Origin of the sequence: Paenibacillus sp. S150 (assembly GCF_019352175.1) — a bacterium.
Taxonomy (GTDB): domain Bacteria; phylum Bacillota; class Bacilli; order Paenibacillales; family Paenibacillaceae; genus Paenibacillus_AQ.
On record NZ_JACBYI010000005.1, the window covers coordinates 121,600 to 145,619 of the forward strand.

The following is a 24,020-nucleotide window of genomic DNA, read 5'->3' on the forward strand; positions in this document are numbered from 1 at the left end:
TGATGACTAACAATGTACGGCGTTGGAAGCCTCACCGAGTCATCCTATTTAATTATTGGTATTTTAATTATGAAGAATATTACTTCAAGAACGGAAGACTGCTATTGCGTGGTCATAATGGTGCGGGAAAGTCTATTGCCATGAACACGCTTTTTACATTTATGCTGGATGGAAACAAAGACCCTAAACGATTGGACCCATTTGAGTCCAGTGACCGCAAGTTTTATGACATCTTGCTTGGTGAAGAATCGTTAAACAAGGACATCATCGAGCGCATTGGTTATGTTGTGATTGAATATAAGTTGACGAACACGGAGCAGTACATCACGACAGGATTTGGACTGCATTCCAAACGAAAAAACAGAAGGTTGGAAGATGCCTGGGGGTTTGTAATTCATGACCGTTCTCGGCGTATTGGGCGCGGACCAAATCCGATTTCGCTCTACAAGGTAGAAGTATTAGATGGTTCACCTGAGCAAATCCCTTTGGATAGAAAAGAAATAACGGCAGTAATCAGTGAGAGTGGTACGGTCGTTGATAGTAAAGAATACGCTGAACTGATCAATAAGCAACTATTCAAGTTTCCGGATGTAACAGGACTTAAACTTTTTACTGATGTTCTCGTGCGTCTTAAGAGCCCTAAGTTAACCAAAGGCGGGGGGCCTGACGATTTAAAGGAAACGCTGAACGAATCATTGCCACCATTGTCCGACCCTGAATTGTCCGCTTTAACCACTACCGTAGAAGCGCAAGAACAAACACAGCGGGAAATCCTAAAAACGCAAAATGACCTTAGTTTTGCAACGAAACTGGATAAAGGCTATGAAGAATATGTTTCATATGTATTTGCGGAGAAGGCTAAGTACTATTTGGAAAGCAAAAACACGTGGAATGCCATTGCTTTGGAACAGCAGACGGTACAAAGAGATATTGAAACTAAGAGTGTTGACTACGATGATACCGAGCAAAAAATCCGAAACATCGAACGTGAAATTGAAGGTTTGAAGCAAGCAAGGCAGGAATTGGGGCATGATGAAATAGCGGATTTGGATGATACTCTTCAATCTGCCAGACAAGAGCTAACCAGAATATCGCATGAAAAATCAGACAAAACAAACCGCTATGAATTGAAGAAAAAATCATTAACTGATGCTAATAATGAACGGCGTAATATTGAAAATGAATTGTGGGCTATTGAGAAAGAACTCAATGTCGCGTTGGAGAGTTTGGAGGAGCTGGGAATGGATTCGGCATTTGAAGACATCTATCTGGCATTCTCTGACCATTTCAAACGGAATGAAAGAATTGGTAATTATATTTTTACAAATTGGGACTCTGAAATAAGAATTAGGTTTCAAAGGCTTGTAGGGCTGCTCAAACAAGTTAAAGAACTGGACCAAAAGAAGCGCGATCTGGATGGTATGAGACAACAAATTGAAGAGAAACAAGATGCTCTTGAAAACGAAAGAGAAAAGCGCACTACTCTGGCGAACACCTATGATATGGAACGAAACAACGCTTATATAGAGCTTGAAAACTGGATAAACGAATTAACAGCTCTTGTGCTCAGCGTTAATAGCAGTACGAGCGTGAAACGGATGATTAATGGATATCTGGAAAATGTGACTGAAGAACAGTTGATGTCACCAATCTCTGGTGAGCGCCAAGAACAAGTGTCCCAGTGTCTTAAGGAGCAAGCATCGCTAGAAGCACAAATGCAATCAAAGGTTAAAGAAAGAGATCTTGCTAAAGAAGAAATCGTTGTTCTTGAGGGAACTGATGAAATTGAACCTGAACTTCCGGTAGCCAAGCAAAACCAGTTACGCGAGTTCAAAGAAAAGGGGATTCCATACGTACCGTTTTACGCTGTGGTAGATTTCAAAAAAAACCTTACTGAGGAACAGAAGTCACGTTTGGAGTCGGTACTGACCGAAACTGGTATACTAACTTCGCTGATTGTACCCGCTAATCGCTATAACGAAGCGTTGTCCGGAACAGTTCTTAGTACACATCAGGCTCAGGCACCAAACAATCTAACAAAGTATCTAGATGTTTCGGTTTCGGTTGCTGGCGATGTGAGCCAAGATGATGTGTTAGCAGTTCTGAAGGGGATTTCGGTTTTCGATGAGGACGCCCATTTTGTAACGGCTGAAGGGTCATTTAAAGGTTCCTTTATAGCCGGAACGGCTTCGCAGTATGGTGTAGCCAAATATATTGGAAAGCATGCGCGGGAACAAGAGCGGCTCCGCATAATTGCAGCGTTGAAAGAAAAAGTTGCTGCTCTTAAGTTTGAAATTGATAGGCTTGAAGTGCTTTCTAATGAAAGTAAAACGCGACAATGGAAAATTGAAGTTGAGTACCAATCGTTCCCGAAATTTCCTACTCTAAAAGATGCCAAGCAACAATTTGAAGTCGTTGCAAAACGCATTGCGGAATTGTTGGAACCTGAGCTTGCGTCGTTAAATGAAAAATTCAAGGAACTAAACACCAGGGTGGAGACACAAAGCAGGAACCTGAATGTAGAGTTCGAAGACATCCCTATTGAGAAAAACGAGCAAGTCGTAAATGATGCGTGTGATGGTTTGCGCAATTTCGAGCGAGCGTTATCAAATCTAAAGAGTTCTTACCGTTCACGAGGGGATAAACAAAGTCTTCTAAGGAATCAAGATGACAAGATTGGTGCTATTATTGATGGTGTGGATGATGCAAGGGCGGCTGTTCTGTCGCTAGATGGGCAAATCAAGAATATAGGCATTCGAATAGAAAACTATGAAAAGCAATTACAAGACATTGGCGCGGATAACATTCGTGAGCTTGCCAAAAATATTAACGATAAACTGGAACAATTGCCAAAGGACCAAAGGGCGCTAGACGGACAACTTAATGACCTGAAAAACGATTTAAAAAATCTTCGTGACCGCCTTCCGATTGGAGCTCAGAAAGAACAGTTTATGAAGGAGCTAGTTTCGGCTTGGGAAACTGCCTTTCTGCAAGATGTAAAAGAATTCAGTGAAAAGTTTGGGCTTGAAAACGAATCAGATACGAAATCCCTTGCCGAGAGTCTCATGTCGAAGTTCGGGCAACTCCTCACGAAGAAGGATAGAACGAAAAATAAAAGCGAGTTGGGTAACGTCTTCTCGGATGCTGATAAGGGATTGCCGGAATACAACTTAATGATGGAGCCGGTGGAATTCGAAGTTGATTTTTCACATATCACTATTGAAGACGAAAGTCGAGTTGAAATGCTTAAAATGATAGCTAGACGTGAAAAAATTACACTAGAGTATCAGGCGCGGCGTGTTTCGCCGTCGTTTGCCAAAGCCAAACTGACCGAGCAAGACAAAACGCTTGCAGAGGTAATGGCTGAAAAGGACCGCGAGATTTACGAAGACATCCTGATTAACCATATCGGAGAAACGATAAAAAACAAAATTCGAAATGCAAAGGAATGGGTAACACGTATCAACACAATAATGGAAAAGACGCAGAACTCCAGCGGACTAAAGTTTGATGTCGAGTGGTCACCGAAAAAGACTGACAGTGAACAAGAACTCGATACGATAGAATTAGTTCGATTTTTGGAGAAGGATCCCATGTGGCTTGCGGATCCCGATAGGAAAAGGATAGCTCAGCATTTTCGTTCCAAGGTGTATGAAGCGAAACGCAAATCTGAGTTGAGCGGTACACCAACCTTCATGGAAGATATTAAGTTGGTCTTGGATTATCGAGATTGGTATGAATTCATTATTTACTACGAAAAAACAGGCGAAAAGCGTAAAGAAATGAAGAAAAGCAATTACAACACCTTCTCCGGCGGTGAGCGAGCAATGGCGATGTATACGCCACTCCTAGCAGCGGTTGATGCACGTTTGCAAAATGCTCACTGCGAAGCACCTCGTATATTTGCATTAGACGAAGCGTTTGCTGGCGTAGATGATAACAATATCAAAGAAGCATTCAAGGTTATTGAAATGTACGACTTTGATTACACATTAAACTCACAATCCTTATGGGGTTGTTACGAGGAAGTACCTGATCTGTCGATTTATGTTCTGAATCGGATGGGGAATTCAAACCTTGTTAATTCAACTTCATACTCATGGAATGGTATTAAGCGGACGCGTGTGGAAGAGCCGTATGAAACAAGTGAGGACGTTCAATCTCCTTTTTCTCCAGTTACATTGTTTTGAGTTAGGTGGCGTCCACCACATGCAGCGTAACGTAGGCAAATGCAATTCCTCATGGAATGGACAAATGCATGAGTAATAGTGCCACAAGATGTCTTGTTTTCTTATCGTGAACGATCACCCTTGCGGCAAGAAAGAATTATCGATTAAAAAGATGAAAGTACTTATCTTATAGTAAAACATACCGGAGGAACTGGAGAGATGGAATCATCATTACATCAATTAGTTGAGATTTTTCGAAATATCAATGGTTTTAACAGAGTGTTCTTACTTTTTCGTCAAAAATACAGAAGTTACGGGAGGATTACCAAAAGTACGAAAGTTATTCTTGAAGCTCCAACACCTGACGAATTACGGGTATTAAACGGATTTTTGGGTTCGACTTATGGGAAAGAGGAGGTAGTCTCAATTGCTGCGGGCAAAATGGAGAAGGAAATTCGGAATAGTAAATATCGAGAATTATTTGATGGATATGATCTAAATGATTTTCTGGAAATGTACTATGGGGGGGAGTTAACTTCAAAAAGTGAAGACAAGCACCGTTATAATGAAGAGAAGATGAAATTTTTTCAAACACTTTTGAGTGAAAATCAGATGGAAAGTTCATTCTATCAATTTATCTCGTTTATCAAGACTTACAAAAATGCACCATCTATTCATATTATGTACAAAAAGAGCCCCGAGCTCCTTAACCAATTGCTTGAATTAATTAATAAATTGTTTGATTACTTACCTTTAAGTAGTAACATCTATTTGCCTTTGCTAGCTTATGAGCTTACTGATAATTTTTATGCTTTGAATCCTAAATCTGATGGCGGTAAAATGTTGCTGCTTGCATTACAAGTATTAAATCATTTGACATCAGAATCTGAGCTCATTTCAAAACCAAATGAGGAGCAGATCAAAGAGATTTTACGAGGTTATAATATTATATATTGTCCAGAGGCTAATAGAAAAACGCATCGTTTATGGATTTCAGTTACTCTTAATGAAGAGGAAAACAGTTATCAATTGATCCCCTTGAAAAAGATTGGCGAGGGATCTTTTGCAGAAGTATATAGAGTGTTTGATCCCGTATTAAAAAGTGAATTAGCTTGTAAAGTTCTTTTTGAAAGATCCAATATGTTTGAAAATAATGAAGCAGATGGAAACGATCCGTATCTTCGATTTAAAAGAGAAATTAAGTTTCTAAAAGATAAAGTTTCTCATCCAAATATAATTGAAATCAGCAAAATACAACTTGTAAATGAGCCAGTCTTTTTCACGATGCCTTTGGCGGATGCTTCTTTAGATGAATGGTTGGGATTAAATTCTTGCATCTCAGAAGAGGTAAGAATAAGTATCTTTAAAGATATCCTAAATGGTGTGGATTATCTTCATGACCGCAAAATTAGTCATCGAGATTTAGCTCCTCATAATATTTTGTTATTTAAAGAAAGCGACGGGTCTATACTAGTAAAAGTTGCTGATTTTGGGCTAGCAAAAGACAAGCATTCACTATCAAAATCAACAGGATTATTTGTTAATGGATATGGAAGAGCAGGTTACACTGCACCAGAACAATTGAATAGTTTGAAGAGTGCTGATCATTTATCTGATATTTATTCATTGGGTGCTATGCTTTATTACTTATTAAGTGGAAAGTCACCTGAAGAACGATACAGACGAATGGTTACACATCAGCTCATTATTATGAAGGCTATGGAGGAGGATCGTACTAAACGGTATCAGACAACTAAAGAACTTATTGATGACATTAATCTTATAGATAGAAAAAGTATGAGAAAAGAAAATTCTCCGTTTTATAGTTTGGAAACATATAAATTTAAAGATTTCTCGGCCGATGTTAATTATGTTTTACAGTGTATTTCTTCAGTTCAAATCGAGGATTCTGATAGGGTTATTGAAAAGTTTATAGTACCATTCAAATCAATTCCGATAAATGTATTTATGGAGTGTGCGAAATATGACGCGCTAATGATTCCTTTTGTACATATGACTGAAGAAAATATATCAAATGTAACAAATACTAATGAAGTTGACTGGGATCAAGTATCTTTACTTATAGATTGTATTTACTATGAGTCACAAAATATAGCATTACAAATAAATGTTACAAGGATATTAATGAATATTGCATTGAAATTTAATAATCTTACGGCGCAATCACTACTTGTTGGTATCCTAGTGTCAATGAATAGTTTTACTTTAATATCTCAACAAGTAGCATTTATAATTGAAACAAATTATTCGGAATATCGTGATTTGCTGAAATGTTTGTTGCAGGAAATTGAACACCCTCATGAGATACAAGAAGTATTGAATGATTACTAGTGAAATATTTTCCAACTTGAGCCCTTCCCCCACCTTTTTGGGTAAACTAACCCTAAGCAATACTTTACCCAAATCCAACACGAAAAGAGGTGATGCCCCATGACAACTCGAAAAGTACCCAATAGATTAGCTAAGGAAAAGTCGCCGTACCTGCTGCAACACGCCTACAACCCGGTGAACTGGTTCCCTTGGTCGGAGGAGGCTTTTGAAGTCGCTAAGCGCGACAACAAGCCTGTCTTCTTATCTATTGGGTATTCTTAGTTAAAATGTAATATATCACCACCTGTCATTGGTGGCGCACCTCTAAAAGTCTCTCCGCGTAGTTGCAGACTTCGTCAGGCCCCGGAAGGGGTACACATGATTTTTATCAGAGATAAGCTTACGTATGAAGAAGTAAAGCAGCGGTTTGATAGGGAAGGCTACAAGCTGCTCTCCACAGAATATACAAATGCGAAGGCAAATATGAAGGTACGATGTCCATTTGGTCATGAGTGGACAACGAATATTAGTAATTTTGATTTTGGGCGTAGGTGCAGCACTTGCTCCCGAAGGAAGAAATATGCCTTCGATGAAGTGAAAACCATATTTGAGCAGGAAGGCTATAAGGTTCAAGAATCCATATACCTGAACGGAAAAACACCGATTAAGGTTACTTGTGATAATGGGCATGAGACAGCGATAAGCTTGAACAATTTCAGGAATGGCAGACGATGCGGCTTATGCAGATGGATAAAGGTCAGGGAGGCCAGAATGGAAAAGCTTGAGCTAAGGGCGAAGAACTTACAAGACCTGCCGCGGCGTGATACAAGTTATACTTCTGCCGTTAGCGATGATAGATCGGATGAATTGATGAAGGAAGATTGGCTTGACAAGATTGATGAGATGAGAAAGAGTTTGAGATCAACAAATGGACGTACTTATCAAGGGCAAATTAATTAAGTGATTCACCTAAAAAAGTGCTCCTTTCTAGTATAGAGGATGGAAATCAGCAGGGGCCACTTCGAGAATATAGCCGCGTGTATGGTCTGCGTCTAAATTCATGTATGGAGAGGCGCAAGACTGAAAATTTGGTGCGTCTGTCCAGAATGGAAAACCTACGCTGTGCAAGGGATTTCCGGACCTGGATTTTGCACGCCCCTGGCGAGACGCGCCGATTTCAGGTTTTGGTGCGGCAACAATTTTATGCGCTTATCGGCTCTCAGGCCGCACGGTGATTGGACTTGCAAAATGGCCGCCGCGCCAAACCTGCAAATGCCCACCAATCACGTTAATTCCCTCAAAAGTTTGGTTCACCACGCTAAAGTGATATTTAGCGCGGCTGACATAGGCGCGATCCTGTGTCGACATTAACTCTGCTGAAGAAGAGAGTCAAGCCACAATTTAATATGCGGTCATGGCGGAATTGGCAGACGCGCTGGCTTCAGGTGCCAGTGATAGCAATATCGTGGAGGTTCGAGTCCTCTTGACGCACTATACTGTCAAACAGAACTCTTCTTAGGAAGAGTTTTTCTTTTTATAACTTGGCATTGGTATCGCATCTGCATACGAATAAAAAACAGCACCAAAGAGAGCGCGGCTACCCTAGGTCTCGGAAAGAAAAATTTCAATAACACGTAGATGAGTAACAGGTCTTAGAACTAAAAATGGTAGAATAAAGAAACATATTCTGGTATATTGTCAGTAGAGGATTTCCATATACTCCATATTTACGTAAGGAAGTTCTTCTTCTTTAAATAAGTTTATTAACTCAATTACTGAAGAACGTGCCAATTCTAACGCCATCTCTCCGTTTTCTGCTGTGAAGGTTCCAAACAATTTCCATGAGTCTTCATGCTCAACGAAAACCTTAAATTGCTTCATTATTTACACCACCTTTTGTAGAGTTTACTTTATTTTACTTCAAGCTGATGAGTTTATTCGCCGCTTTAGTTGTTTAAAAGGAGATAGCTGAGGATGTTAAAAGTTGACCAGTTACAAATTAATTCAGCCATTATACATCGACTAGATAATCAACAGGAAAATAATGCTGGACTAGATCTTTCCGATCTTGCACTGCACATGGATGATGAACTCAGGAAGGTGCTTGAGACACATACCATAAGTGGATTAGAGGATGGCAGAATTCGTTATGCGAATTTTTTAGATAAAGACATCAACCAAGTCTTATCAGAGAGTTATAAGATACTTGATGATAAAGATAATTTGTTTATTTCTGGCTCTAAAGTTTTGGCAAGAATTTTGTTTAATTCCATGACGAATAAAACTATCTCAGCGGCAGATGTTACAGTTTGCCTCGCAAACTGTAATGGAATAGAATATGTTTGTTTGCTAAAGTTAGATTATAAGGAAAATTACATTTCAGAAGCGACTGACACTGATCAAGGACGATACATTGGTATTAAAAAGTTAGGAAGCGGATGGCCACAGCTTGGAACTAAACTTCAAAAAGCAGCTTTTATTAAACGAACAAGTGATAATTATGAATTAATTATCTTAGACAGACAAAAAAGTAAAACCGACCAAACAGACATATCGTTGTTTTTCCAAAAAAAGTTCCTGAATGTCGAACTTATTGATGATGCTAAGACAAATACAAGTGGGTTTATTAAAGGTGTACGAAGTTTCAACGAGATTGCTGCAATAAATCCTGAAAAGAAAAAGGCTATTTTTGATAATGCAATTAATCTTGTCGTTAATACAGAGAACATAAACATTAGGCAATTTGTTGAATCACAATTTAGCGAGGATCTGCCTGAACAGGAAAGAAAACTATATATGGACTCATTAATTGCTGAATTTGAAAAGAACGGGGTCAAGCGTGCTGAATTTACAAAATCTCAGGATGTTGCACAAGTTTATGCAAAAAAAAGGCAAATAATATTAGTGGGAGTAAAGCTTGAAGTTGATCCGGCAATATATGATGATGAAGATAAATTTAAGTTAACTACACGAATAGATGATGTATCTGGGGAAGAAGTGGCTGATATAATTATAACGGGATTGAAAATTCGGAAAATGGACTGATGTCAATGGAATGGCTACAGTTAATCAAGTCCTGGGGGTTTACTCAACAGAGTGAAACCCATAATAATGTAGTTTATTCAAATCAACTTCAAAAAGCATTGCTCAAACAATTTGTTGCTGAGTTCTCTTCTTCTTGGAAATCTGAATTCTCACTTCACCTTGATGAAGAACCGATTCTTTCATTACCATCCGAGGGTGTGCTAGTAACAAATACACTCGACTTGTGTAATGAGATAATCGTTGTGAAGATAGAAATCAAGAAATCAAGAATGATATCTCCAACACTGCTAAGCGATTTTAATATACATATTTTCTCACATGTGGATTTATTAATCCGAAATCTAAGTAGTCTCAGTTTTACAAAATTGGAGCAATGTATTTTCAAAAAAATATCTCAACCTGCTTACATAATTATTTACGACCAGCCAGAATTCTCATCTTCAGTTATCAATGGTTTTATTGCTATCGGAGATATAAAAATTTTAAACACATCGTTTGAAGACTACGAGAAGAAGTTCAAGTTAATTCGAAATAAAATAAAGGAACGGAATGAAAATATACGTTGGAATCGAGAAATTAGTCTGCTCCCTCCGGATGTCTATTATTTTAATGATGGAGCATCAAACGAGTTAAGTGAATTTTTGAATCGAATAGCTGGCCAAATGTGCGTTACCTTTACTGCCTTAAATACTGAATATTCTGATGAAGAGCAAGGATATTCTTCTACCTTTTCTGGTCTTAAACAAACAAGATTTCAACTAGTTATGCCTGATGTATGCGAGAAGGAACACATAGATAAATTGTATTCATTATATGAATGGGCTTATAGCGAAAAGACATCCGATAAAGTTGGGTTGATTCAAAACATAATAAATTTACATATAAAAGAAGAAAACAATCCAACCTTAGAACCACTCTTCAATAACATCTTTGAAATCTTCGAAATGGTTAAAGAAAACTATAGAGTTTATATTCAAAAAAGTGTTAAGTCATACCTTGATGAAAGGAAACAAGTTGAAGATTTTATTAGAACGACTTCTAATGAAATCAGTAAACAAATATCTGGAATAACTGATATTGTGACAAAAAATCTATTTGGATTGCTAGCAACTGCTATAACTGCTGTAATTGGTTTTAATAAGCCCGAGAATCAAGCGTATATTCCTTGGATTTTGTATGTATATAGCTTTTTCTCCATTTCACTTGCTATATACTTCACCACGCTTGCGAATGCTAATAAAAAGGCTATCGTTGAAGTATACAACAAAAGAATTATTGATTACAAAAAGATTTTTTTGGAAGATAGAATTGATCAAATTACAGGTAATAGTGTGCAACAACAAATCATGATTTTTAAAAGATATCTTCATTGGACAATTTGGCCAAGTATTACGATAAGTTTGATTGCATGTTTAATTGGGCTAAAGTTTCATGGGGTTTTCAAATGGCTTTACAATGAGTGCCCATTAATAATTGAAAAAGTAATAAATTTTTTTACATAAGGGAAGCTAATCTCACTTATATAGTAGGAAAAATCACCCAACACTTCAAACGTGTTGGGTTCCTTGTATAAGTAGCTAGCTCAATTTACCAATCAAATGTTGTTTTTGAAGAGTTTTGTGGCGCTTTTATGTCAAAAAAATTTAGGCGCTTGTTCTAACTGTCGAAAACCGGAATTTCTGGAATACTACATCTTTTGTTTCTCCAGATCCAAAGAACAAGACACAGGGAACTTTTGAGATACCTCTAATTTTACTAATTCTAGTGGCGTTACGACGATCCATTGGAACCTTAGAATATCTGCAATAGCAAATATGGGATCTACTACATGAGTCGGAAATTTTGTATTGGGAAGGGAAAAAAGTCCCAGGTGTCGAATGTTGTATTTAACAAATTGAAATTTTTACTAATCAATGTAAATTCATAAGATAATCGGTTTTGAGAAAGGAGAGACCATGAATATAAAGCTTGCAATTCCCGATGCCGCTCCACTTGTACTGTCTTTGAGATCTGTAGGTTATACTCTGGAAACAGCGATTGCAGATATTGTCGATAACAGTATCACTGCCAAAGCAACGGAAGTGTGCATTGATGTCAAATGGAATAACGAAATGTCCTTTATAAGTGTATGTGATAATGGGTATGGAATGAACGAAGAAGATTTGCATCTGGCCATGAAAATCGGTTCGAAGAACCCGTTGAATCAAAGAGGCCAGGATGATTTAGGGCGTTTTGGCATGGGTTTAAAAACGGCAGCATTTTCATTGTGCAAACGATTGACAGTAGGAAGCAAGCTTGCACTTTCGGATTCAATGAGTGTTCGAGTGTGGGATATTGACAATATTATGGCTTCAAACCGATGGGAACTGTTTGACGGAAGTTTGACGTTAGCCTGGCAAGATGCTTTGAGCCGCTTGAACAATTATGAGCAAGGTACAATTGTTGTGATGGAAAAACTGGATAGATTCATTACTGAGAATTACAGTGATCGGTCTGTTGAACGGTTTTGGCAGCGAATTGTTGAGATGGAAAGGCATTTGTCTATGGTATTTCATAGATTCTTGTCGGGTCTACAAGCAGTGCGTATTTTTATAAATGGAAAAAGAGTCGAGCCTTGGGATCCATTTATGCGCCATTCGTTTGCAACACAGGAATTCAGAGAAGAGTATTTGGAAAGCAATGGGAGAAGCATACGCATACATGCTTTTATATTGCCCCACCATTCAAAAATGTCAATATCGGAATATGACGAGATGGGTGGCATTTCCGGATGGATGGAACAGCAAGGATTCTATGTATACAGAAATAAGCGTCTGATTGTTCCGGGCACTTGGTTCAAAATGCTTCGGAAAAATGAACCTGGTCAACTTGCCAGAATTCAATTGGATTTAACGGCGGATATGGATTTTGAATGGAAAATTGATGTGAAAAAATCCGCGGCGGCTCCTCCATCTATGCTGAGAGAAAACGTACGACGTATTGCAAGAACAACTCAGGAGGCGTCGCGCAAGGTTTATTACTATAGAGGAGCAGTTATCAATCAAAAGAGCAAAGCTGAAGATAATGAGGCAATTTGGGAGCAGGCGTCGATTCGAGGAAGAACATTTTTTAGGTTGAATCGCCATCACCCGTTGCTAAAAAATGTATTTTCTGAATTGCCGGCTGACTCTGCAAAAAAGCTAAATACATATATAAATTTGGTTGAAGGATTTGCGCCCATGAACGTATCGCTGACGGGACCAATTTTTAGTGAGGCAGATCAAACAGAGGAACTTATCAATAGTGCAGTGAAATTCTGCTTTGATTTGATTGATGTAGGTTATAGTTCCTCAGAGGCACTGGGAAAAGTACTGCAAATCAGCATATATGAAGGAATGGCCGAAATGATTAAAGACAAATTGAAACTATGAAAGGAGTCAATTGTGGATAGAGATGCAATTGCCAGAATAGCAGTAGAGTACTGTTGGTCGCTGAAAGAAAAAGAAATAGACTTTGAAAAAGCGGCTGCTCAAACTATTGAATTTGTAAAAAACAGTTTGCCGGGCGGTTCAGATGTAGACGATAAGTGGCTTAAGGAGCATCTACGGTTATCTATAACACAAGAAGTTTCGGATTACTTAATGCTTCAAGGAGAAGATCAGCAGAGAGAGAAGCATAAATGGTGGACGGAACAGAAGGACCAAAATTCTATGCTGCACTGGAATCGATGGAGAAGTTATTTAACTAAGGAAAAAAAGTGGAGTCAGCCTGTTATAGAAAGTTTAGATGAAACGACCGATAAAATTTTGGATGCAATTGATGACCCAAAACAGAATTCGCTTCTGAGTGATCGCAGAGGGCTTGTATTGGGATATGTACAGTCAGGCAAAACGGCGCATTATACCGGTTTGATAAACAAAGCTCTTGATGCTGGATTCCAACTGATTATTGTGCTGGCTGGTATGCACGATAGTCTTCGAATGCAAACGCAGGCACGCCTTGATGAAGAGGTGTTTGGCTGTGACTCAAGTACTGAGCTGGCGATAAAGAATGGCATGCTTAGAGAACAAATTGGAGTAGGAAAGTTGGCGTTTTCTGAGCAACTTATGGTAAACATGTATACTGACAGAAGCAAAAAAGGAGATTTCAAGAAAAGTCAAGCAAACAAAATCCATCTGTTAGGGGGACGTCCGTCTGTATTTATTGTCAAAAAAAATGCAACTATTTTAAGAAATCTGCACCAGTTTTTTAGAACAGGAAACCTAACGAAAGATCACCTTCTTAAGCAAGGGAAAGCATTAATTGCTAATATTTCAATGCTTATGATTGATGATGAGGCCGATCAAGCGTCTGTTAATACAAAAGAGATCAGCGATGCGAATGGCAATATTCTGCCAGAATATGAACCTTCACGTGTCAACGCGGAAATTAGAAGAATTTACAACTTATTTTCCAACAAAGCATACGTGGGATATACAGCGACACCTTATGCCAATATCTTTATTCATGATGAAGCAGGGACAGAAAAGTATGGGAAGGAACTGTTTCCAAAAGACTTTATTCTTTGCCTCCCAAAACCTGACAACTACATTGGTCCTGCAGAATTTTTTGGTCTTAATCGCAATGATGGTGAGACGATGTGCTTAATCAGAGAAGTCCAGTATGATGATTTGTTTGTTCCAGCAAAAGTAAAGAACGGCCACGTTCCGGAATGCTTGCCAGAAACATTGGTGGATGCCATTGGCGCTTTTCTCATTTCATCATCGATTCGTTTTGCCCGTAAACAGGATAATGAGCATATGTCGATGCTTATTCATGCAGTACGGTTTACCAGTGTCCATCATGAGATCAAAGATCTTGTTGTTAGAAAAATTAATAATATTAAAAATCGATTGAGATATGAAGATGCAGCAGATCCGTCTTCTTTTGCAGCTAGGCTAAAATCATTGTGGGCAGATGATTTTGTAGAAACATCCACCCATCTGTGCAAATATTTTTTCGATTTAGCAGGTGGATGCAATATGCCGGAATGGCCGGTTATACTGAAAGGAATCTCTGAAGTATTGGAGAAGCTAGAAGTGCTTGAAGTAAATGGGGTGAGTGATGACGAGTTAAAGTATAAAGACTACCCCGATGGACGAATTGTGATAGCCGTGGGCGGAGATAAGCTTTCACGGGGGCTGACTTTGGAGGGACTGTCAATCAGTTATTTTCTCCGAGCTTCTACATTTTATGATACGCTGATGCAAATGGGAAGGTGGTTTGGCTACAGACCTGGCTACCTTGATTTGTGTAGATTATACACTACGCCTACCTTGGCTGAATGGTTTGGACATATAGCGGTTGCAACAGAAGAATTACGCGGCGAATTGTTCAATATGGATCGGCGTCAAGCTGTGCCTAAAGAGTACGGACTTAAGGTTTTGACGCACTCAGATTTGCATATAGCGGCAGCGAACAAGATGCAAGCGTCGTTTGAGATGCAGGAGGATTACAGCAACAAAATCAGTGAAACAACCAAGTTTGAAGATAATGAGGATTTTTTTCGGGAAAATCAAAATGCAGTAGAGCATCTGATCAAGCAGCTTGGGCCACCTAATGAAGATTATCTTCGTCAAAAAAGGCCAAGTAAATATGCCAATAGCGCAGGTATGCCAAAGCATTACTTTTGGGAAAAGGTTGATGGGGTGACCATTTGCAATTTTTTATCTGAATATAAAACAGCTCGCAATGCGCCGCGGGCAAACAGTTTGCATTTAAAGGAGTATATTCTCAAACAGATGAGCAAAAATGGATTGACGGAATGGACGGTCTGCTTGATCAATGTTGATGAAATCGATCAGCAACAGATAAAGATTGACGATGATCAACAACAGGTCAATATGGAGATTGGGGAACTGCTGATAGGAAGAGGGGTTAAACGAGCTCGTGGTAGCCGCAGCGAAAAAAAAGGTGCCAAAGCTTTTGGACGATTGCTAACACAAGAACATGAATACTTGGACTTTGATGATGATCAAATGAAGCGAGTTGCTGAATTGAGAGCTCAGGCATCCAGTATTAGTGGAAAACGCACCAAAATATTAAAAGATAGCACCGGAGCAGATTGGGAGGCTGCTGCATATATTCGGAGTGAATTGAGAAAGAATCAGCCGCATCGCGGTCTGATGCTAATATACCCAATAGACAAATTCACCAACAATGCATTTGAGAATTTGTCATCTGATATTATTCCAATTGGCATTGGGTTGGTGTTTCCTCCAAGCCATCATTCCACACCAGGCAACTATAGAGTAAATAATGTCTTTCGTGATTTAGAGAAGGAGGATGAGCAGGAGTGAACAAAAATATAATCTTGGTTCATGAAATTTTTGCTGGACTGGATCAAGAGTATCTTTCAAAAAAATGGTTTGGAAATGATCCTCTTTTATCTAGGCAAATGAGATTAAGCCAAGACATCTTGGCTGTCTTTGCTGTCAAAAAATCAGATGGTAAACATATCTTATATTTGCAATGTAATTCAGAAGACGCGGTTAAGGGAAGTAAATATCCGGCTTGGAAGGGTATTGCTATCGACTTTTCTGGCTTTGAAAATGCGGGAATGGAAGGAAGTTATGTCCGCATTGAACAAAATGAGGAGAGCGCGGATGAAGTGTATTTTGCTGTTGCTGATGATTTATGTGCTTGTCTTCAAGGTATTAAAAGGAATCATTTGCGCAAAGAACTTTCCATTGCATTGGAACGTTGGAGCCGCTTTTTTTCGCTTCGCGACAATATTAAATTATCACAGGAAGAACAATTGGGTTTGTTTGGAGAGTTATGGATGGTCCGCAGCATGATCCAAAACGATGTTGGAATACAGGCAATAGATTATTGGAAAGGACCTTATCGCAATGTGTTTGATTTTTCTCTGCAGAAAATGGGAATTGAAATAAAGACTACAGCTTCAAAAAGACCCTACAAAGTTTTTATCAACAATGAGGTGCAACTCAGCGATCGGCTTGCAGGGGGAACTCTTATACTAGGCTTTATAGCGGTTCAACCAAATGATGCAACCGGGGAAGCCTTGAGAGATGTAGCAAAAGAAATTGAAGAATATGTGAAGCATAATGGAACGGTTCACAGTTTATTCCAAGATAAAATATTTGGCTGTGGACTCGGTAAGCCGTATATTGACAGCTACATGACCAGATATATTGTTAAAGAACATGCTTTTTTTAAAGTGGAAGAAGGATTTCCACGTATTTTGAGCGAGAACTTGCAAAATGGCCTGGGTGATGTTTCGTATTCTCTGGAGATAGGAGCTTGCTCCGACTATAAAATGGGTGATCATCAATTTTGGCAGATTGTGCAGCAGTTCGTAAAGGAGGAAATCGCATGATCCTGGATGATTTTCATGCGATGATTTCCGAAGATGCAAGAGAGGCACACGAAATTGGCCGCTATCGTACAACAGAAGAGGCTATTGAGGGCATACTGTGCGATTATTTGGAAGAGGAGCAGGTCATCTTTGATATCCAACTGAGTCCTTATCAAAAAACCAACTCCAGCCGACAAGCAATGAAAGTAAGCGCTCATGCATTTGATGAAAAAAATGCAACCCTTAGTTTGCTTGTCGTTAAATGGGAACGCAACAATAAGCTTGTGAAGATGAGCAGGAATGATGCGAATCGTATGTTTAAGATGGTGCGTCGATTCTATAGAAATGCTAAAATAGGGATATATAAAGAAATGGAGGAGACTGATACTGCCTTTACATTGGCGCAAATGATTTATGAAAGGCAGGCCTTTATTTCAACCGTTCGCATCTATCTTGTCTCAAATGCTCTTGTTGACATTGAGCCTCCGCCAGATGGGGAAGAGGAGGATACTTTATTTTCATATGATGTATGGGATATAGACAGGATCTTCAGGCTTGTCGGTCAAGCAGGCAGTGCAGCGGAAAACATCATTCACTTGCGAGATCATTATGATTCCAGCATTTTTATGATGAAAATGCAGGCAGAGCATCAAAAGTATGATTGTTATGTTGGAATGATGCCTGGACCAGTACTGGCAAGGATTTATGATGAACATGGGCAACAATTGATTGAGCGCAATGTACGCTCCTTCCTTCAAGCTAAAAATGCGATCAACAAAGGCATTCGTGATACAGTGCGAGATGAGCCTGAGATGTTCATGGCCTACAACAATGGGATTTCAACGGTAGCAACATGGATAGAAGCTGATGAATTGAATCAAAACGTTGTTTCAATACATAGTTTGCACGGCTGGCAAATTGTTAATGGCGGGCAAACCACGGCATCTCTTGCTAATGCATACAAGAATAATCTCGATTTAAGTCAAGTATTTGTACCTGTAAAACTGACAATTCTGAAATCCAATCAAAACAAAGATAGGATTATTGCGTATATATCCAAGTATGCTAATAGCCAGAACAAAATTACGATGTCAGATTTTAGTGCCAACAATCCATGGCACGTTGAAATGGAGAAGCTTTCACGAAGAATATGGGTTCCATCCCGTCAACGAGTGCGTTGGTTTTATGAACGTGCTCGTGGACAATACCTTGTTGAACTCAATAGACAAAGAACCGCGGCTCGACAAAAGAATTTTAGAAGCGAGAATCCCAAGAGCCACGTTGTTTCAAAAACACTTGCTGCAAAATGCATGATGTGTACGATGCAAAAACCCTATCTGGTCAGCAAAGGCTCAGAAACCAATTTCGTAAAGTTTATGGAGTTGGTTGAGAGTGGGAAAGTCCCATTTCCTAACGAGAAATACTATAAGCACATGGTGGCAAAAGTTATTCTTTTCGATAAATGCGATAGGATCGTAAAAAGCTTGCAGTTGGGAGATTATAAAGCCAATGTGGTAGCTTACACAATTGCTTTAGCCTATCGTCTTTATGAAGCTGAAATTGATCTGGATAATATATGGACGAAGCAAGACATTAATGAGAAAATTGAGTTGATGCTGCAAGATCTGGCTCTAAGGGTATGGGAACATATTACGCACCCCATAGTGGAAGGCACCAATATTACCCAATGGTGTAAGCGTGAAGAGTGCTGGAACCTCCTGCTCAAACGTCAAGGACTTGAAATTGCTTCGATTGAGGAGGACGAAGATGAAGAAGCTTAAAACGGTCGATTTATTTGCTGGTGCTGGCGGACTGAGCCTTGGTTTTTTGAAGACTGGCTGGTTTGATATTAAAGTTGCAGTCGAATATGACAAGCACGCGGCTAAGACGTATGCTGAAAATCATGAAGGTGTTGAAATACTGCAAAAGGATGCTTCAACCATCTTCTTTAAGCAGGAAATCGAAGATAAACATGGGAAAATAGATGTTGTTATTGGCGGGCCGCCATGTCAAGGGTTTTCAAATGCAAATAGGCAAAAGTCAAACTTGATTAGCGGAAACAATCAATTAGTTCAGCAATATGTCCGCGCCCTTGAAGAACTAAATCCAACAGCATTTGTTCTTGAAAATGTAAAAACATTGGAATCCAGCAAACACTTTTTCTTTGTTGCCACTGACAATGCCGAAGAGGTTCAGATATTGAGGATACCCACCAAAAAAGAAAAAGTAGCTTTGTGTTCTGGTGAAAAAGCGATGGCACTGGTTGCAGAAGTCATTAGACATAAAGATCCAATAGATAAGTTCCGAATGGCGGAGGAAGGATATGCTGTGCTTTGTACTCTGCTGAAGTTTTCACGCACCGAAAAACGGGCAATAAAGTATGTTGAAAAGCAAAAAGAAAAACTTCAAAAGCTCTTGGAGAACTGGGATAATTTCCATCATGATTTTTGGAATCAAGGCTGGGAATTTTTTTATCATGACACCAAGGAAATAGTCAGAGAATTTGCAAATGAAGGGCAGAATTACTTGGATTACTTTGATAGATTAAAAACACTGGTTGAAGTTGAACAAGCGTTTGAACGTGTGTATGAATTGAAAGAGAACCATATAGATTTTGAAGTTCAATTCTCTGAAAGCCGCATATATGCGACTGTAGAAACTTTCACTATTAAAGATTACTTGGAACATAAGTTTGCAGAACTCGGGTATGAAACAAAAAAGGCAATATTGAATGCCGCTGATTTTGGTGTTCCTCAAACGAGGGAAAGGTTCATCATGATCGGTATCAAAAAGGAGTGCATTGAAGAAAATGAAATCAAGTTGCCCACTCCTATATTTGAAGAAAAGGATTATTTCACTGTAAGAGATGCAATTGAAAATCTGGAAAATATGGAAACATCAATTCACATAAGTGCTCCTCCAGTCGTTGCAAGCTTTGCAAGTGGATCCAAGTTAGCAACTTTGCTTAATAACAAAGACTTGATTGCTAATCATGTAGTAACAGATACAGGGGATGACGCCATGGAAAGATTTAAGGCACTTGGACAGGGCGAAAACTTCCACAAACTTGACAAGTCGTTGAAAACTACTTACTCACTTCCTGAAAGGACGCAGAACACGATTTATCTTCGTTTGCGGTATGATAAGCCATCTGGAACTGTGTTGAATGTACGCAAATCCATGTGGATTCATCCAATGCTGGATAGAGCACTAAGCATAAGAGAGGCAGCCAGATTGCAGTCTTTTCCTGACAGTTTTGTATTTCACGGATCTAAGAACTCTCAATATCAGCAAGTTGGCAATGCTGTACCTCCTTTATTGGGACAAGCTATTGCTGAATGTCTGTTAGAACAACTAGGGTTTAGATCGTACAGCTCGCTACTTGAGGATTTTGGGATTAATGAATGCGCTTTTGAGGATGTGCTTTTTGTAAAAACAGGTGATACCATTGCCATATGATATGTTTGATCCACAAAAACGAAGTGAGATTATGTCAAATATTCGTTCGAAAAACACTAAGGGAGAAATGATTGTACGAAAGTATTTACACCAATTGGGTTTTCGTTTTCGACTGCATGGTTCGAAATTGCCTGGGAAGCCGGATATTGTTCTGTCCAAATATAAATGTGTGGTCTTTGTACATGGATGTTTTTGGCATGCTCATCAAGATTGCAAGTACTACCGTGATCCCAAGACTAATCAAGAATATTGGATTCCTAAGATCCAGCGAAATGTGGAAAGAGACAAGAAGGCAATTTATGATCTCACAGCTATGGGCTGGAAAGTGGAGATAGTATGGGAATGTGAGTTGAAAAAGGATGCCGAAGGACGGTTGAATGATTTAGTCAGTTCAATTCGTTCTGTCTAAAATACCTCAAGATTAGTTTTCTAGAGCAATGGATGAGGCTATAGGAAGGGGATATCTCCTCCCAATTGATTAGTTTTTATTCTCATAGAATAAATATAGAAAACCGGTTGTACTTTATTTTCGAAAATCCATTATGAATATTTGAGATGAATAAGGATTAATTTAAGCGATATCAACCGCTATAAATTCCCATATTCGAGAGGAATAACAATGATTGAATACGTCTCATGCTCAGAGCATGAATTAATAGTTAATGCTAGAGAAAAATATGATGATTTTTTGCTCTTTTCGGAAGAAGCAATTATATTATTAACGAAGTCGTTTGTTAGTGTTCATCCAAAATGTGATGTTTTTCTATTATTTTTTTCTCAAATACAAAAGGCTCTAACATTATCATTACTGGCAACAATAAGAAAGCATGATGTACAGTCGTCCCTGATGTTAAGGATTGCATTAGAATCTTCCATATATGCTGGTTATGCTTTAGATAAAACCAATGTATTTGACTTTGTAAATATAGATGAAAATGGCTTCGCTCATGAGAATGAAAATGTTAAAAAGAAGGCACTTAAATGGATTGACGATAACTATAATCATTTTTCGATTACCTTTAAAAATTATAAAGATATGATAAATAGTTCTGCAGCCCATTCTAATATTTTATCGGCCTTTAATAATTTTTCAATTGGTATTAAAGACAGCATAACAATCAATTTATTCGATAATGATAGTACAGAAATGGTGAAAGAGAGATTATGGTGGATAGGCAATATTACATTTTGTATAGTGGATTTTTTAAGGACAGTAATAAAAGATTATCCAATGGTTAAACTGTATGATAACTTCAATCAAGAGCTTTTTGATATATCAAGATTAAATGATTTTTTAGAAGATCAATTATTAAAAAATCCGAATTATAAAAGAACGAGAGATATACAAATACATAGTGGAGAATAACTTTTTATGGAAGAACAGGGGGAGCCGAATAGTAAAAGTACTACACCTAATTGTGGAGGATAATCTGGAATGAACGATGAGGAATTAGCACGAGAATTATATGTTTATGCTGATGCCGCGATGCATATGCTCAGGGAATCATATGATTTATGTATACCTATATATAGAGAAAATGCAGAACTGGAGGACATCCATCAGTTTGTTTTAACTAATTTGATTTCGAGTTGTCATCAATCTAGTGAAAGTTCGCTTCTTCTTGTCGGTCATAGGAGACTATGGGACTCAGAAATACTGAAAAGATCTGTACTTGAAGGAACTACAAAACTCCTTTATATAAGTATAGGTAATGGAAATGAAATTTTGTTAAAGTGCGATGAATTCTATCGTGTTATTCCTGAGATAACGCAAATAAACCTTCATAAAAAAGCAACTGAATTATTAATGAAGATTAATGATTTATCCACATTATGGCCTGATTTAAAAAATCAATTACTTAGTAATGAAAAGCTAATGGAATTAGAAATCAAATATCCCAGAAATTTTCGCAAAATGATAAATCAAAAGTGGTCGTTTAGTGAGATGGTAAAAACTCTCGAAGAATCTAAAAACGAAGGTTTTGAAATAATTAAGGGCACTTACTATAAATACAGTTTTGGAAGTCATTTTGTACATCAAGATGGCGATAGTATCAGTTATATGTGGGACAGGAATAAATCTGATGTTGAAGGTAGAACTTCATCAGAGTTAGCGCATGGTAAAAGTACCATTAAAGATATTTTAACTTTAGCAATGATCAGAATGGAAATTTATTTCGGGTTCCATGATCTAGATACATCTGTTATAGATAAATGGGAGCAGAAGGTAGACGAGTTCTACAATATCATAAAATAAAGACTTAAAGCCTATTCCTATATAAGGGAATATAGGGTAATAGGTGAGCGATGATGCGAATGAGATCGTGAACCTGTCAAGGTTAGGATGCCTTCCCATACTTCTAAGATATCCAGTGGTCCAGCAATTCCTTTCTTGAGTTGCCACGTAATGAGTTGGACAATTTAAAATTCAGCCTATCAGAATGGTAACTTGCAGTAGAATTCCATCTAAATGATGGCAACTTCTAAACTTTTGGAGTGGATAGATTGTTGGTAACATGTACGTTTCCTGAAAAGTTGTTATCATGGTGACATTGGGGGGATATGCCCCAAAAAACGATGGTTAAGTTCTTTCCTCGCTTTTCAATACTCGATGAGCTACCGACTTATAATTCATTCTACTTTTTTTGAAATTCTCGTCACACAAGATCTTGTAGAGGTCGCCGCGGCATATATGGGAGATAAAAATATGACATCGGATGAATTAAAGGCAAGGATAGCGAACTTAACTATATGGAAAAAGAATGGACAGAGAGCACCACATAAACCTCTGTTAATTCTTTATGCGCTTGCGCGGCTTCAACATAATAGTGCTATTCTGCCTTATGTGCAAACTCGTGAGAAATTGAAAAGCTTGTTGATTGAATTCGGACCATGCAGAAAGTCGTATCATCCGGAAGAGCCATTCGTGAGACTTGAAACGGATGGAATTTGGGAACTCAATATTTTAATAGATAAAAGGAATTTTACGGATAGGCAGCTTGTCTCTAAACAAGCAACCGGAGGATTTCGTCCGGAGGTATTGGCACTATTAACAAATAATGAAAAGCTTATTCAAGAGCTTGCAGAACAACTTTTGAATGAGCATTTTTCTGAGACGATGCATCAGGATATTTTGGAGGAGATCGGATTAGATTTTTCAGTTAGTCGTAAAAGGCGTTCAAGAGACCCAGACTTCAGAGCGCGAATACTGAAGGCTTATGAGTATAGTTGTGCGATTTGTGGTTTCAATGTTAGATTGGGGCACAATCTTGTAGCTATTGATGCAGCCCATATCCAGTGGCATCAGGCAGGAGGTCCGGATGTAGAAGAGAATGGAATTGCTTTATGTTCCTTGCATCACAAGCTGTTTGATCGTGGCGTGTTTACGATTAACGAGGAGAGAAAAATGATTGTTGCTGAAACAGCTCATGGTTCACAGGGATTTGAAGAATGGCTGATGAGATATCATGATAAGGTAATTAAAGCCCCTATTCATCCTGGATATCAGCCCAAGAGTCACTACATCGACTGGCATATGAGAGAAGTTTTTAGAGGGCCCGGGAGATATCAAGTAAAATAATTTAAAAATTGAAATAGGGCGACAAACAGTTTGCGTTCTGCTTGCCACCTCTTAAGACTGATATTTTCATTTTAAAAGCTAAATCCATCTTTGCTTAGAC

16 protein-coding genes and 1 tRNA gene are annotated in these 24,020 nt (G+C 38.5%); 16 read left to right on the forward strand and 1 reads right to left on the reverse strand.

Annotation, left to right across the window (positions count from 1 at the left end):
* Positions 1-2: 2 nt before the first annotated feature.
* The 5 genes from HYD27_RS07670 to HYD27_RS07690 all read left to right on the forward strand — a co-directional run bounded on the left by HYD27_RS07670 (position 3) and on the right by HYD27_RS07690 (position 7,991).
* Complete coding sequence (locus HYD27_RS07670) at positions 3-4,190, forward strand: TIGR02680 family protein (RefSeq protein ID WP_219213249.1); 4,188 nt, start codon at positions 3-5, stop codon at positions 4,188-4,190.
* Positions 4,191-4,388: 198 nt separating this feature from the next.
* Positions 4,389-6,521 carry a protein kinase domain-containing protein gene (locus HYD27_RS07675; RefSeq protein ID WP_219213252.1) on the forward strand — a complete coding sequence of 711 codons (2,133 nt, stop codon included), beginning with the start codon at positions 4,389-4,391 and terminating at the stop codon, positions 6,519-6,521.
* A 99-nt stretch (positions 6,522-6,620) separates the two neighbouring features.
* Positions 6,621-6,782 carry a DUF255 domain-containing protein gene (locus tag HYD27_RS07680; RefSeq protein ID WP_219213256.1) on the forward strand — a complete coding sequence of 54 codons (162 nt, stop codon included), beginning with the start codon at positions 6,621-6,623 and terminating at the stop codon, positions 6,780-6,782.
* 96 nt (positions 6,783-6,878) lie between these two features.
* Entirely contained in the window at positions 6,879-7,460 is a 582-nt protein-coding gene (locus HYD27_RS07685; protein WP_219213259.1) for a hypothetical protein, read from the forward strand.
* Positions 7,461-7,908: 448 nt separating this feature from the next.
* Positions 7,909-7,991 (forward strand) — tRNA-Leu (locus HYD27_RS07690).
* Between the two features lie 207 nt (positions 7,992-8,198).
* Here the strand turns inward: HYD27_RS07690 and HYD27_RS07695 are convergent.
* Positions 8,199-8,381 (reverse strand): hypothetical protein, encoded by a 183-nt coding sequence (locus HYD27_RS07695; RefSeq protein WP_219213262.1) that lies wholly within the window; start codon positions 8,379-8,381, stop codon positions 8,199-8,201.
* Between the two features lie 93 nt (positions 8,382-8,474).
* Between HYD27_RS07695 and HYD27_RS07700 the strand changes: the two genes are divergently transcribed.
* The 11 genes from HYD27_RS07700 to HYD27_RS07750 all read left to right on the forward strand — a co-directional run bounded on the left by HYD27_RS07700 (position 8,475) and on the right by HYD27_RS07750 (position 23,920).
* On the forward strand, positions 8,475-9,545 hold the full coding sequence (locus HYD27_RS07700) for a nucleoid-associated protein (RefSeq protein WP_219213263.1): 1,071 nt from the start codon (positions 8,475-8,477) through the stop codon (positions 9,543-9,545).
* Positions 9,545-11,047, forward strand: coding sequence for a hypothetical protein (locus HYD27_RS07705; RefSeq protein WP_219213268.1), 1,503 nt, complete (start codon positions 9,545-9,547; stop codon positions 11,045-11,047). The genes HYD27_RS07700 and HYD27_RS07705 overlap by 1 nt, the downstream gene beginning before the upstream one ends.
* Positions 11,048-11,500: 453 nt before the next feature.
* Entirely contained in the window at positions 11,501-12,955 is a 1,455-nt protein-coding gene (locus HYD27_RS07710; RefSeq protein WP_219213270.1) for an ATP-binding protein, read from the forward strand.
* Positions 12,956-12,967: 12 nt separating this feature from the next.
* On the forward strand, positions 12,968-15,862 hold the full coding sequence (locus tag HYD27_RS32640; RefSeq protein ID WP_219213271.1) for a Z1 domain-containing protein: 2,895 nt from the start codon (positions 12,968-12,970) through the stop codon (positions 15,860-15,862).
* Positions 15,859-16,902: a PD-(D/E)XK motif protein gene (locus HYD27_RS07720; protein WP_219213274.1), complete on the forward strand. Its 1,044-nt coding sequence runs from the start codon at positions 15,859-15,861 to the stop codon at positions 16,900-16,902. The genes HYD27_RS32640 and HYD27_RS07720 overlap by 4 nt, the downstream gene beginning before the upstream one ends.
* Positions 16,899-18,662 carry an AIPR family protein gene (locus HYD27_RS07725; protein WP_219213280.1) on the forward strand — a complete coding sequence of 588 codons (1,764 nt, stop codon included), beginning with the start codon at positions 16,899-16,901 and terminating at the stop codon, positions 18,660-18,662. Before HYD27_RS07720 ends, HYD27_RS07725 begins: the two co-directional genes overlap by 4 nt.
* Positions 18,649-20,340, forward strand: a complete 1,692-nt coding sequence (locus HYD27_RS07730) for a DNA cytosine methyltransferase (protein ID WP_219213282.1) — start codon at positions 18,649-18,651, stop codon at positions 20,338-20,340. Before HYD27_RS07725 ends, HYD27_RS07730 begins: the two co-directional genes overlap by 14 nt.
* Positions 20,330-20,749 carry a very short patch repair endonuclease gene (locus HYD27_RS07735; RefSeq protein ID WP_228745031.1) on the forward strand — a complete coding sequence of 140 codons (420 nt, stop codon included), beginning with the start codon at positions 20,330-20,332 and terminating at the stop codon, positions 20,747-20,749. Before HYD27_RS07730 ends, HYD27_RS07735 begins: the two co-directional genes overlap by 11 nt.
* 210 nt (positions 20,750-20,959) lie before the next feature.
* Entirely contained in the window at positions 20,960-21,706 is a 747-nt protein-coding gene (locus tag HYD27_RS07740) for a hypothetical protein (RefSeq protein ID WP_219213285.1), read from the forward strand.
* A gap of 69 nt (positions 21,707-21,775) precedes the next feature.
* Positions 21,776-22,597, forward strand: coding sequence for a DUF5677 domain-containing protein (locus tag HYD27_RS07745; RefSeq protein ID WP_219213288.1), 822 nt, complete (start codon positions 21,776-21,778; stop codon positions 22,595-22,597).
* 450 nt (positions 22,598-23,047) lie between these two features.
* Positions 23,048-23,920 (forward strand): phosphorothioated DNA-binding restriction endonuclease, encoded by an 873-nt coding sequence (locus HYD27_RS07750; protein WP_219213290.1) that lies wholly within the window; start codon positions 23,048-23,050, stop codon positions 23,918-23,920.
* Positions 23,921-24,020: the final 100 nt, after the last annotated feature.

What these genes read in the sequence shown, in the direction of transcription:
- HYD27_RS07740 (WP_219213285.1), top strand. Translation starts at nt 20,960, where the DNA reads ATGATTGAATACGTCTCATGCTCAGAGCATGAATTAATAGTTAATGCT.
- HYD27_RS07710 (WP_219213270.1), top strand. Translation starts at nt 11,501, where the DNA reads ATGAATATAAAGCTTGCAATTCCCGATGCCGCTCCACTTGTACTGTCT.
- HYD27_RS07675 (WP_219213252.1), top strand. Translation starts at nt 4,389, where the DNA reads ATGGAATCATCATTACATCAATTAGTTGAGATTTTTCGAAATATCAAT.
- HYD27_RS07670 (WP_219213249.1), top strand. Translation starts at nt 3, where the DNA reads ATGACTAACAATGTACGGCGTTGGAAGCCTCACCGAGTCATCCTATTT.
- HYD27_RS07725 (WP_219213280.1), top strand. Translation starts at nt 16,899, where the DNA reads ATGATCCTGGATGATTTTCATGCGATGATTTCCGAAGATGCAAGAGAG.
- HYD27_RS07695 (WP_219213262.1), bottom strand. Translation starts at nt 8,381, where the DNA reads ATGAAGCAATTTAAGGTTTTCGTTGAGCATGAAGACTCATGGAAATTG.
- HYD27_RS07745 (WP_219213288.1), top strand. Translation starts at nt 21,776, where the DNA reads ATGAACGATGAGGAATTAGCACGAGAATTATATGTTTATGCTGATGCC.
- HYD27_RS07705 (WP_219213268.1), top strand. Translation starts at nt 9,545, where the DNA reads ATGTCAATGGAATGGCTACAGTTAATCAAGTCCTGGGGGTTTACTCAA.
- HYD27_RS07750 (WP_219213290.1), top strand. Translation starts at nt 23,048, where the DNA reads ATGACATCGGATGAATTAAAGGCAAGGATAGCGAACTTAACTATATGG.
- HYD27_RS07700 (WP_219213263.1), top strand. Translation starts at nt 8,475, where the DNA reads ATGTTAAAAGTTGACCAGTTACAAATTAATTCAGCCATTATACATCGA.
- HYD27_RS07685 (WP_219213259.1), top strand. Translation starts at nt 6,879, where the DNA reads ATGATTTTTATCAGAGATAAGCTTACGTATGAAGAAGTAAAGCAGCGG.
- HYD27_RS07730 (WP_219213282.1), top strand. Translation starts at nt 18,649, where the DNA reads ATGAAGAAGCTTAAAACGGTCGATTTATTTGCTGGTGCTGGCGGACTG.
- HYD27_RS07680 (WP_219213256.1), top strand. Translation starts at nt 6,621, where the DNA reads ATGACAACTCGAAAAGTACCCAATAGATTAGCTAAGGAAAAGTCGCCG.